The 11741-nt window shown below is 65.5% G+C and carries 9 protein-coding genes; all 9 read right to left on the bottom strand.

Going from position 1 to position 11741, the window contains the following annotated elements; all coding sequences use genetic code 11:
• Positions 1-1509 carry a type VII secretion protein EccE gene (gene eccE, locus MFM001_RS02595; protein WP_116373213.1) on the bottom strand — a complete coding sequence of 503 codons (1509 nt, stop codon included), beginning with the start codon at positions 1507-1509 and terminating at the stop codon, positions 1-3.
• Positions 1506-3014, bottom strand: coding sequence for a type VII secretion-associated serine protease mycosin (gene mycP / locus MFM001_RS02590; RefSeq protein WP_116373211.1), 1509 nt, complete (start codon positions 3012-3014; stop codon positions 1506-1508). The genes eccE and mycP overlap by 4 nt, the downstream gene beginning before the upstream one ends.
• On the bottom strand, positions 3011-4492 hold the full coding sequence (gene eccD / locus MFM001_RS02585) for a type VII secretion integral membrane protein EccD (RefSeq protein WP_116373209.1): 1482 nt from the start codon (positions 4490-4492) through the stop codon (positions 3011-3013). Before eccD ends, mycP begins: the two co-directional genes overlap by 4 nt.
• 4 nt (positions 4493-4496) lie before the next feature.
• A complete protein-coding gene (locus tag MFM001_RS02580) occupies positions 4497-5306 on the bottom strand; it encodes an ESX secretion-associated protein EspG (RefSeq protein ID WP_238158863.1) in 810 nt (269 codons plus the stop codon).
• A gap of 59 nt (positions 5307-5365) precedes the next feature.
• Complete coding sequence (locus MFM001_RS02575; RefSeq protein ID WP_116373205.1) at positions 5366-5656, bottom strand: WXG100 family type VII secretion target; 291 nt, start codon at positions 5654-5656, stop codon at positions 5366-5368.
• Between the two features lie 21 nt (positions 5657-5677).
• The gene (locus tag MFM001_RS02570; RefSeq protein ID WP_192886823.1) at positions 5678-5974 is read right to left on the bottom strand and encodes a type VII secretion protein EsxD; all 297 of its coding nucleotides are present in this window, start codon (positions 5972-5974) and stop codon (positions 5678-5680) included.
• 189 nt (positions 5975-6163) lie between these two features.
• Positions 6164-7345 carry a PPE domain-containing protein gene (locus MFM001_RS02565; protein WP_116373203.1) on the bottom strand — a complete coding sequence of 394 codons (1182 nt, stop codon included), beginning with the start codon at positions 7343-7345 and terminating at the stop codon, positions 6164-6166.
• 8 nt (positions 7346-7353) lie between these two features.
• Positions 7354-7653 carry a PE family protein gene (locus tag MFM001_RS02560; RefSeq protein WP_371685059.1) on the bottom strand — a complete coding sequence of 100 codons (300 nt, stop codon included), beginning with the start codon at positions 7651-7653 and terminating at the stop codon, positions 7354-7356.
• A gap of 12 nt (positions 7654-7665) precedes the next feature.
• Entirely contained in the window at positions 7666-11739 is a 4074-nt protein-coding gene (gene eccCa / locus MFM001_RS02555) for a type VII secretion protein EccCa (RefSeq protein ID WP_116373201.1), read from the bottom strand.
• Between the last annotated feature and the right edge of the window lie 2 nt (positions 11740-11741).

Genomic DNA, 11741 nt, shown 5'->3' with positions numbered 1-11741 from the left:
CTAGGCCGGGACCGCGTGTGGCGATGCCACATAGCGGTTTTCGCCGCGGAACAACTCGATCTCCACCGTGTGCGTCTGGCCGCCCGCTTGCACCTCCACGGTCTCCGCGCCTGTCTGGGTGATTAGGACGTCGGCTGCGCCGCAGTAGGGCTCACCGGCCGCGCCTAGCGTTACCAGCGTGCTCGGTCGCGGTGCGGGTGCGACACTGCCGTCGACGACACTGACCGTGGTGCCGCTGACGGGTCGCGGCTGGTCTGTCACGGCGATGTCAGGCATGCTCACGCTGTTCCAGCGCCGCAGGTTTCGGGTGTGTACCGTGATGCGCTCGCCGGTCCCGGCCATCCGGATCACGATCCGCTTCGCCACGTCGTCCTCGGCTGCGATGTGCACGCGGCTGAATTCGCTCGGGTCGTCGAACGGCACGGCGATCCGGCTGCCACCCGCCACCTTTCCGAGCAGCACACCCGTCGGCCCGATTGGGACAAGGAACGGGCGATGCAGTTGTCCCCGGCGCACTCCACGGACGTCCGGTCTTGGACCGCACAGGTTGGCCGCGACAGCGGCCAGCTGCTCTCCGGGCAGCTTCCGGACTGTCGGAGTGAGCGATGCCCTCGGCAGCTGCGCACTGAGGACCGTGACGGTGATCGTGGCAGTCCCGTCGCCGAAAAGCGTGATGTTCTGGATGATTCCCTCGGCGGGCGTTGCCCAGACCTGCGCCAGGATATCGGCACTCATGTCACGTGGTCGATAGCAGTAGGTCGTCATCCAGCCGACGTCACTGCGCACCGTCCTCCAGCGCCGAGTGCGCGAGTCCAGCGCTGACCGCCCGAGTCGTCGCTCCAGTTCGACAATTTCGGTAGCGGTCGCGACCTTGGCTCGAATTCCCTTCTGGCGCAGGGTGTTGCTCATTCGCTGTGCGGCCCCCAGGGTCGCGGTGCCGAGCGACCTTCGCCACCGCAGTGCCTCGGCGTTGGGCATCTCCCGTACGCGCACGACTATCCAGGTTTCGCGTCGTCCGGCATAGGGAGCAGTGCCGATCACCGCGTCGTATACCCGCGGATAGTCGCCGCCACCACGACGCCGCGCCCCAGCGCTGACCACGCTCAGCGAATCGATGGTCAATCCCAGGCTCTGGCGCAGCTGTGCCTGCAGCTCGCTGACGTCGAGCGTGTTCTCGGTATATGCCGACGTCGAGGCGGTGAGCAGCGTTGGTGTGTGCGACTTCCCGAGCACCTGCACTGCGGCGACCGCGACGCCGTCTTGGTATCGAATGCCGCCGCCCGTGCGGTCGTTGGCCACTGTCGTGGGTGCGATCCACGGCATGGGTCGGCGATGCCGAAGCCACAGGGTCACCCACGACCACACGGTCCGGCGGCGCCACCGACCCACGCCGACGAGAGCGCTCAGCGCCAAACCGATTGCCGTGCCCCAGTATCCGCTCACCGCCCATCCGGTGAGGCCGCCGAGCGGGACGCCGACGGCGGTGATCAGCGTGGTCGCCGCGTTCATCGTGCCCGTCGAGCCCGTTTGATGATCGCGGACAACATGACGGCGGCCAGTACCGCGCCGGCGAATACCAGTGCCATGCCGCGGGCCCGGTGGTCTGGCGCTGGCGGCGGAGCGACGGGCACGATCACCCGGCTCTGCGCTCCGGGCGCAACCAGATCTCCCGGCGGCACATCGAACGTCAGCGCTGCCACCGGGTCCACCACGCCGTAGCCGACCTGATTGTCGACGCCGCGCGGCGGGTTATGCGCCGTCTGCACAATCCGGTTGATGACCTGATGGGCCGACAGCTGCGGGTATTTGGCACGGACAAGTGCGGCAACTCCGCTCACGTAGGCGGCTGAGAAACTGGTTCCCCAAAACGGCATGGCTTGTTCGCCCGGTCGGTTCGGGGGATATGCGTTGACCGCGCCGGCGGTTTGCGGCGAGAGGCCCATGATTCCGACACCGGGCGCCGCGGCCGCTACCCACGGCCCGGCGAGGCTTTTAGCGATCGGCATGCCGGCGTTATCCACTGCGCCGACCGCCAGCACGTAGTCGGCGAACCAGGACGGCGACGACACGGTCTTGACTTGGTGCCAGTCACGCGGGTCGGACGGATCCAACGGGTCGAAGACGGGATTTTGCGCACACGACTCCTCGCCGTCGTTTCCCGCGGCGGCGACGATGACGGCGTCTTTCACAGTGGCCGCGTACCAGACTGCTGCCCCGACAGCACTCTGGTCGAGGGGATCGGCCGCTGACACACACGATGTCACGCTGATGTTGATCACCTTGGCGCCCATGTTGGCCGCATGCACGATCGCCTTCGCGAGCGTGGCGACGGTACCGGCCTTTCTGCGGGTATCGATGTCGCCGGGCTGCGGGTTGACCGCCTCGTAGGCCCGGGAGGATTGCCGGATAGAAATGAGCACAGCATGCGGCGCAACCCCGACGACACCGTCGGGTGTGTCTTGCGGCAGCGCCGCCACCTCGGGGTCCTCCGGCTGGCCGGGCTCCGGCGCCCCCGGACCGTTGGCCGGTTCTCCGGCCGGTGCCGGATACACCGGGGCGGGTGGCATCGGAGCGGGCATCGGAATTCCCTGGGGCGCAGCCCTTATCACCGAGGCGACGATGGTGCCGTGTGCGTCGCAGTCGAGCAGCCCGTCGCCGCCCATGATGTAATCGCCGCCGGCGACGACGGGCAATCGGCGGGTGGGACTGATCCCGGTGTCGATCACGGCCACCGGCACACCGTTGCCGGTCGAGTACTGCCATGCCTTGCTGACATTGAGCATGGTGAACCCGGGCGCGGTGACCGACACGTTCGGGTCGGAGACGGTTATCGGCCGGGCGCACACATTGCTTTGTCGCATCGGCTGATCCGGGCCCGGCTTGTCATCCGCCGGTACCCGGCCAGGGTCGACGCTCGGCGCCGGAATTGCCTGCGCCGCAGTGAGGTTTGTGGGCAGCGCGAACAGGATCACCACTGTGGCCACCGACCAGACCAGGCGCGTCAGCCGCGTCATCGCATGCGCACCCAAGTGAACAACCCGCCGACCCAAGCGGCCAACGGCACGACCGCGGTGATCGCCGCCAGTTCGAGCCATTCGGCCGCCATCCGGACCAGCGGCGTGAATCGGGTGATCGGCACCAGCAGCGCGGCAGCCAGTCCTGCGCCGCCGAAGCCGGCCAGGGCGAGCGTGGCCCAGACCATCGGTTCGATAGCTTGCGCGGGTTGGTGCACAACGTATTTCACGGCGCCGGCACACATTGCCGCCGCGGCGCCGCACACCAGCCCGACGGCTTGCCGTCTGTCGGCGAATGCCCGTCCACGACTGATGAAAATCACGACGAACAGCCCGGCAAGGATCGCGGCCGCAAGGCTGCGGCCATGCCCCGGCATCAGCGTTGCCCACACCCCTACCGGAAGCGCCGCCGCCACGCCCACACAAACCCCGGTGAGTACTCTGTTGGCGCGTACCGCTGCAGCCGTGATCTGTGCCCCGGTCGGCGTGGAGTCGAGGTTCGTCTCTTCCTCGCCTGCGGTGTCCACGGGTGACACAGTGTCTGCCGGCAGACCGTCGCTGCGACGAAACAAATCTCGCCCGGTAATCGACCCGAAATGCGGCGGCCGGATCCGGGCGGCCCACAGCGTAATCGTCGGCGCCAGCGTCAACACCGCCAGCAACCCGACAAGCGCGCACATGCCGAGCCACTGCGCGGGAACGGGTCGCCACATCCGGACCGCGGCGACTGCTCCCCCCGTCACGCACAGAGTCACCACAGTTGCCGTCACAGCGATATGACGCCGCGTCGCCGCGGCGATGCCCCAGCTCATCGCCGCGAGCCCGAGGCTTGCGATGAAAAGGTGCGCGGCTCCGACCGGCCCGGGCGCGGCTGCGGCGAAGCTCACCGCCAGCAGCGGCATTGCGATCCATGCGAATCCGTCGACGAGGTCGGTGCGATGTGGCCACCACAGCCAGGCGGCGACCACGCCGGCGGCAACCAGCAGACCGAACACTGCGGTGACAATGCTGGGCACCAAGGAGGCGGTGCTGGCCCGCACCCGGACAGCGAGGGCAAAAATTGTCGCGGCTGCCATCGCGACAATCACTACGGCGGTGTTGGAGGCGGTCTTGGCCGTGACCGGCTCGAACAATTTCTTGCCGATCCGCGCCAACCCGGTCGATAACGACTCGTAGTGCGGCTCAAAGGATTCGCCGCGCGTACTGGGGGCGAGCACCAGAGTGGCGCCGTCTTCGATACCGAGTTCGTCGAGGGTTTTGTGGCCGTCCAGCCGGGTGCCGTCGGCTCTGTGCAATTCATAGGCCACGCCGGTCGTTAGTGCGCGCTGGCCCCGACGTTTGAGCTCGTCGGCGAGCAGCTCGACGGCGCTGTCGATGAACACCTCGATCGGCACGGACGCCGGGTATACCTGCGAAATCAGGTGCTCGCCGCACACCACCGCAACCGCGCAGCGTGCCGGAAACGAAACCTTGGCCACTGGGCTAGACGGCTTTTCGATAGGAATGCCACTGGTCTTGCGCGGGGAGGCGCCGGACCATGCGGGTCACCGCCGACGCAATGCTGTTCGCCGTTCCGGGCGAGATGATCATCCAGGTTCTGCCGGCGGATGCCACCTGCTCGGCAACCAGCCGGCCGGCCGGAGTGTCGATGACCGTCACCGCGCCACCCTCGATGTGCGCCCGGGTGGGCCGGCCGGTGTCCAGCCCGGATTGGATCGCCACCACAGACGTCTGGACGGTAAGCCGTGCGTCGACGGCCGACATCAATAGCTGCAACTGGTCGGCTTCAAGGCCTTGTTGAAGCAAGAACCGGCGCAACGTCTTTGGGCAGACAGCCGCGGTGCGCATTGCTGCGAGCTCAGTGGTCACCGGCCGTAACGGCGCCGGTGCCGCCGCCCCGCATAGCCACTCAAGTTGGGTACCCAACACTGCGTTCGCGGCGTCCTCAGTGACGGCAGCTCCCGCACCGCGAATCCGGACCAGATCCGCAGACCGTTCCATCACAACCCACCAATGGGCGTATCTGGCCAGAAGTGCCCTCGCCGACGTCGGCGCGCTCGGTGGTTGGCATTGGACAAACAGTGCGGCGTCCCGGCGCGACAGTACCGTAAGCCATTCCACGACAGGAGGATCGACTTCCCCTGACTCGTCGACGGCGCCCTGCTCCCGCAACTCGGCGATCACGGGATGAGCCAGCGCCAGCTGCCTGTTCTCGATGCTGGGCAGATGTGGCCGCAGTCCCAGCTCCGGCGCGATTACCTCTATACCGGCGAGAACCTGAAGTGCCCACAAGCCGTCTATGGTGGTGGTTAACACCGTGTCCCCCGACGAAGCACGCGTCTGCCGGCGTCTCAGATGAAAGCCTGGCTGATCGCTTGGTCGGTTGCCTGAGCGCTTTCGGCGGTGTTGTTCACAACGTGCCCGTGTTGGCTGACGGTTTGGATCAGACTTTCCAGGCCGTGCAGCATCTGATGCTGAGCGTCGAAAAATGCTGTGGCACCGGCACCTTGGAAGAAGTCAGCCAGCGCCTGGGTACGGTGCTGGATGTCGTCGTGGATTTCCATTAGCTGAGCTGCCCGGGAGGCGACGTCTGATGCGAAGCCGCTTACTGCTCCGTAGTTATAGGTGATCTGGTCTGACATAGCCCTGATTCCTTTTCTTGGTTAACGTGCGCCGAATAGACCGGTAAAGCCGTGGGAGGCATCGGCTTCGTGGTTTTCCATAAGCACAGCGGCCCGGCCCAGGCCGTGGGCCAGGCGTTGACCGCCGGCCACCGTTTGCTGCAGATCGTGGTTGATTTGCCCTGCGGTGGCCAGCGACGTGAAACCCGCCTGACCATGCCAGGTCGACACGTTGATGACGTTTTCGTGACCGCTCAAGTATTCGTTGGCCACGGCGGTTGCATACTGCAACGCCGATTCGATTGCTTGCTGGGTGCTTCGCAGCAATTCCGGTGTCACGACGGTAGCGTTTGGCATGCCTACTCCTAGATTTCTCATCCCCTCCGGAACCCCCCGCAACGGAGGTTGGCTCGAAGTCTAAGCGCGTCCGACGAAGTGTCACTTCACTCGCTGGCGAACTGTTAGTCGTCGATACAACGCACATTGCTAGTAGGTTTCAGGATCGCAGCAAACCGCACTCTTGCCACCTCAGGTCGGTTTGCCTTCCGCGTCGTCTGCAGAGAGGCGCGCACGCGTCACCGTTTTCTTTTCCGACCCGCCCCCTTCCCGTGCGGGCACACCGGCCGAAAGCGGCATCGGTGCGCCGCCCGCCACCGGCGAGGTCGTCGGGCCGTGCAGTTCACGCAAGGCGCCGAGCGTATCGGCGCGCAATCCCGCAGGTCTCCCGCCGGTAGGCGGCTCGAAACCGTTGGTGGGACGGGTATAACTGGTCAACCCGGCGCCCGGGTAGGCGCCCACACCGCCGGTGGTGCTTGGTGTTCCGGTTCCTAACCCGCCTGCAGTCCCATTTCCGGCAGCCGTTGGTTCGACGACGGCTTCGGGCGCCGCGGGGAACGCCGCCGGGAACATCCCGCTGAACGATTGCATCACGGTCTGGGGCATGCTTGCGGCTCCTTGCGCCGCTTGCATCGGTGACTGCGCCAACGACGTCAACGGCTGCACCGCACTTGTTAGGCCTTGCTGCAGCGGTTGCGTCAACGAACCAAACTCGCCGGTCGCGTCAGCTGGCCCGCTTACTGTCTGCGTTGCTTGGCTGGAAGCGTGCATGGCATCGCTCATGCCGGTTTGGGCGGCCGCTTGCGCGACCGCTTCGCCCGCTGCTGCCGGCGCTGCCGGCGACGCGCCCATCGGGGCGACGGGCGGCGGGACGGTCAACGCGGCCACCAGGGCGCTCAGCGCACCCGAATACCCCCATCCCACACTCGAATTGTGCGGCCAGTGTTCTCCGAAGTACTCGGTGTCCAGCGCCACGATTTCCGGTGTCCGCATTCCGAAGAAGTTCGTGGCGTTGGCGCTGGCCCAGTCATCGCGATTGGCCTGACACACCGCCGACGGAATCACGGCAGACCGCGCGCTGGTGAAAGCATCCACGGCGGCTTGCGTGACCGCGATCTTTTCCGCGATCCAGCCGACCAGCAACTGTAACCCGGCGTTGAGGCCCAGTCCGGCCGCCGCCGAGGCGCTCGCACCCATGCCTTGCCACGACGCGGCGGTAGCCGCCATGTTGACCGCCGAAAGGCCTACCGACGTTTCGTGGCACGCGGATTCGGCTGCCCATGCCGCATTATTTGCGACCACCGAGGCCGGGCAGCCGGTCTCGAAGATGACCGCGATGGCCTCCGGCGGGCCGGTCCACCTGGGGTCGGGCATGGTCTCGGCTAAGCCAGGTTGGTCGCACGGATCGCCTCGGTGGCGACATAGGTGCCCGACGCGAGCGCTTGGCTACCGGCATAGCCAGCACGCTGGCCGACGTGCTCGGCAGCGGCCGCAAGGTACGCCGCACCCGCCGCGTTCAGTGCAACCGCGAATTCGACCGAATCCTGATCCGCGGCCATCGGCGCTACGGCCGTCAGCGCGGCCGCAGCAGTCGCCGTAGTGGCGGCCGACTCGGCACTGATAGCCGCCTCGGCCGCCGCTGATGCACCCACCGCGCCCGGTATTACGTTGAGTGGCAACACGATATCTCCTTTTCATTGATTACCTGTTTCAGGAGCGCCAACCAGCACTCCCTCGATGGCGCCGTCGGTCGTCACCAACAACCCGCGGCCCGGAGGCAGCTGCTGGGCACTTATCCGGCCGAACACCTTCACTACGGCCGGATCGTTATCCATGAACAGCGTGGGTGCCCGCGAGTCGGTCATCTTCTGCAAGAACGGATTCATCACGGACACTCCTGCCCAGTTGCCGGGCAGACGTGAGGCGATGACATGCAGGCCGATTTCGCGCCCGCGCTCGATCAATCCCCAGAGTGGTGCAGTGGCGGCGGGCTTTCCGATCTCGCCGTGCGGCCGCAGCTCCTGCTCGTCGTCGATCAGAACGAAGTGATGTGGACCGTTCCAGCCGCGCCTGTTGAGTAGTTCGTCTTGACTCAGCCCGAGAGGCGGCAGGCGGTCGCGCATGATCTGCGCCAGCTCCGCGATCACCTCGTCGATGTGTTCAGGTGTGTACGCGTAGGTACGCACGTGCGGGCCGCGGATCTTGCCGATCAGCGACGTCTTTGGATCGATGATCGTGATCTGTGCCTCTGCCGGTCCGAGCCGGCTGGTGATCGCCTGGCCGATCGCGGCCAAAGTCGTGGTTTTCCCGCATAGTTGGCGACCGACCACGAGCAGGTTGGGCAACCGTCGTGTCGGCAGCCATACCGGCTGCAGGGCGCTTTCACCGATCGCGAAGGGGACGTTCAGATTCTCGGCGGCCTCAGTTGTGGCGGCGAACCTCTCTACCACCTGACGGAGCGGAGTAGACCCGGGCAGCCGAGCGAGGCTCTCCAGTTTGTGTGCGCCGGTCAGGGCGGCGAGTCGGGGTCCGACCTCGCGGGTGACGACTCGTGAGCCGTCGGCGCCGACGAGCTCGGGCATTGCGACCAGCAGCTCATGCCCGTGCCTGGTAAGCCCGAACCCAGGACGGTCCAAAGTATTTCGCGCGGCCTTGCGCTGCTCGAAACTAGTACCCATCTGCGACTCCTCGGGATTGCTGAGTCGCAACTGGATCCGCGCGTTCGACACATTGAGCAGCCCTTGCTTCTGCCCGACGAGCCACGCGTTGGCACTGCTCATTACGTGCACGCCATAGGACAGTCCCTGTCGGGCGATGGCGATCACACGATCACCGATGCCGGGCTCCTTCTCGTACAAGTCCGCGAAATTGTCGACGACAAGGAACACATCGCCGAATTTGTCCCCGACATCGACGCCACCGCCGCCGAAGCGTCGTTCACGAAATTCGCAGATGTCGATTTGGTGGTGTTTGAACGACGCCTCTCGCCCAGTGATCAGTGCCTCGATGGCGGCTATCGTGCGCGAAACTCCTTCGCTGTCAGTCAGGCTCACCACCGAGGCCACGTGCGGGACGTCGTCGACCGGATAGAGTGACGCACCGATGCAGAAGAAGGTGACCCGTTCGGGCCGATACATCAGCGCCGCGGAAACGATCAGCGTCATCAAAGTCGTCGACTTCCCGCGCTGAGCCGTGGCGACCACCATCACGTTGTCCGTCTCAGCGTCGATCACGTGGACTCGCTGGGCATGATCCTCGGGAATGTCGACCACTCCGACGGGCACGACCAGCCCCGTGTTCTGCCCGTAGTCGACGGTCCACGGCTTCCCGCGCCAGCGTGACACCAGCGCATCGATCGGTTCGCTCACGTCCAAAGGGGCAAGCCAGATTTCGTGCGGTGGACGCGCCGGGTGAGAGATCAGCGACTCGCGGACAACGTCGACGAGCTTCTTCTTCCGGAACCCGTCGGAGTCGAAAAGAAACTCATCCGCCTGTTCCGGCTCGTCGGAAACGAGAGCGGCGCTGTCCTCGGCGCTCAGCGGCTGGTACTCCCAGGTGAGTAGGCGGGGCTTGGAGAAGCTGACATCGACGGTCCGGCTCATGCGGTCGGTTTTCCGGGGCAGCACAAACGGCGCTGACACGTAGAAGCAGCGGAATTGCTCCAGGTCCCGCGGACCCACCTTGAGCAGTGCGTAGCCGTTCTCCTTCGACGGCAGGTGCAGCGCCGCATCGCTGCCGATCACGTCGCGGGAATCCTCGGCGGTCTCGGCGCGCAGTGCTACCCGAAAAGCGATGTTGCTCTTGACTTTGCTCAGCGACGATAAGTCCAATCGCTGGCCGCCCAGCGTGAAGAACACGTTGCAGCCGCGGCCTTCTTGTCCGATGTGGATGACCAGGTCGACCCAATTGGGATGGTGAACGAACAATTCCAGGTACTCGTCAATGATGACGAGCAGAATCGGCACAGGCTCCAGGTCGCGACCGGCTAGGCGCATCTCCTCGTACTCGTTGGCGTCGCGGGCGCCGGCATCCTTGAAGAGGCGGTAACGTCTGGCGATTTCTCCGTTGATGGCCTTGCGCATCCGCTCGGCGAGGTGCCGCTCGTCCTTTCCCAGATTGGACAGGGAGCCGACAACATGAGGAAATCCCTGCAGGTCTTGGGCGGCGGATTCGAACTTCATGTCGACGAAAATCACTACGAACGCTTCTGGTGAATGCGTCAGCGCTATCCCGTTGCACAGCGACAAGAAGTACTCCGACTTGCCGGAACCGGATGTGCCGATCACCACCGAATGGAAACCGAAGCCGCCGAAATCCTTGGCGCGCAGGATGATGTGCTGCAATCCGCCGCTCGGCTTCACTCCGACCGGCACCATTGCCCAATTCGGGTCACCGCGGCCGCGGCTGTCCGCCCAAAGCCGGTCGACGTCGAGTCGACGCGGATCACTGATGCCCAGCGCCCGCAGCAGTTCGCTTCCCTGGCTGTCGGTTTCGCGCGATTCGCCGGAGCTGGACAATGACCACCGCGCCAACTTTCGCGCATAACGGTTGGCGCTGCTGTCCGTGAGCGCATCAGCGACGGCGTAGAACGCGTCGCGGTACCAGAGCTGTCCGTCGCGCAGGGTAAACCGCTCGTCGTCGGTGAAGCCCACCCCCACTGTTGGGCTGGTCACCAACCGCAGCACCGTGATCCCGGCCATGCCCTTCTGGCCGGTGACGCCCTCCCATGACTCGGGCGTGCCGGCCGAATCGTCGACGATCAGCCAGTGCGGGCCCAAGGTCAGGCCCGGTCGCATCGCCGTGGGCGACGGGGTCAGCGTCGGGCTGGAGCCGGTTGGCGGCGTCCACGGCCCCCGGCCTTTGCAGTGCAGCTCGGCATCAAGCGCGTCCTCGAGTTCGGTCGGCGAGGCGAACACCAAACGCCGCGGGCCACAGGCGTCGAACATCTCGTCGTGCTGGTTGTGCGGCAGCCACACCAGCCAAGACCAGTGCTGCGGGCTGCGGGTGACGACCAAGAATTTGAGATCGTCGGGGCTGTGGTAAACCGCGAGCGAGCACAGGACCGAACGGATCAAGCCGTGCAGTTCGCTCGGATCACCGATGAAACTGAAGCCAGGCTTCGACCGCAGGCTCAGCACCTTCCCGATGCCACGGATCTTGCTGTGTGCCAGGATGAAATCCCTTAGCGCGGTGCCGGTTACGGGCTCGAGTTCTTCGCCTATTGGGACGTCCGGCCATTGCAGGGACACCGCGGAGTCACCGGTTTGCTGAACCCCGATACCCAGCCGGACGTCGAGAAAATCTGGGTCGGCGGGCCTGCGCTCCCACATCCGCGGGCCGCCGATCACGGTATTCAACCGCTGCGGGTCGGCATGCACGAACAGTTGGCTGCGTCGGTGATCCTGCGCGGCGCGCTGCACCTCGTCGCGGTGCTCGTCGAGTTGACGCAAGTAGACGCGGCGCTGCTTTTCTTGTTCACCCCACGTGATCCGGCGTCCGCGGCCGAAACGTCCGCTGATCATGAGAGCGCCGAACCCGGCCAGCCCCATCATCGGGAAGAACCCTGACTGCAGGGAGCGGACGCCAGACGTGTACATCACCACCAGCGTTCCCAGAATCCCGACCAACACAGCGGGCAGGGCGATCATCAGCAGGATGTTTCGCGGTTCATGCTCGGGTAGCGCGAGGGGCGGAACAACCGCCACCCGAGTGGGCGGAATGATTGGCGGTGGTGTCCGGGCACCCGGCGCGAAACCTCGTTTCGACATCG

The organism is Mycobacterium sp. MFM001 (assembly GCF_003402475.1).
Lineage (GTDB): Bacteria > Actinomycetota > Actinomycetes > Mycobacteriales > Mycobacteriaceae > Mycobacterium.
Note: the sequence above shows the minus strand (reverse complement) of the source record. Positions and strands in the feature narration are given on the sequence as shown.

Excerpts from the sequence above, each read along its gene's own strand:
- eccE (WP_116373213.1), bottom strand. The coding sequence starts at position 1,509 with ATGAACGCGGCGACCACGCTGATCACCGCCGTCGGCGTCCCGCTCGGC.
- mycP (WP_116373211.1), bottom strand. The coding sequence starts at position 3,014 with ATGACGCGGCTGACGCGCCTGGTCTGGTCGGTGGCCACAGTGGTGATC.
- MFM001_RS02575 (WP_116373205.1), bottom strand. The coding sequence starts at position 5,656 with ATGTCAGACCAGATCACCTATAACTACGGAGCAGTAAGCGGCTTCGCA.
- MFM001_RS02565 (WP_116373203.1), bottom strand. The coding sequence starts at position 7,345 with ATGCCCGACCCCAGGTGGACCGGCCCGCCGGAGGCCATCGCGGTCATC.
- eccCa (WP_116373201.1), bottom strand. The coding sequence starts at position 11,739 with ATGTCGAAACGAGGTTTCGCGCCGGGTGCCCGGACACCACCGCCAATC.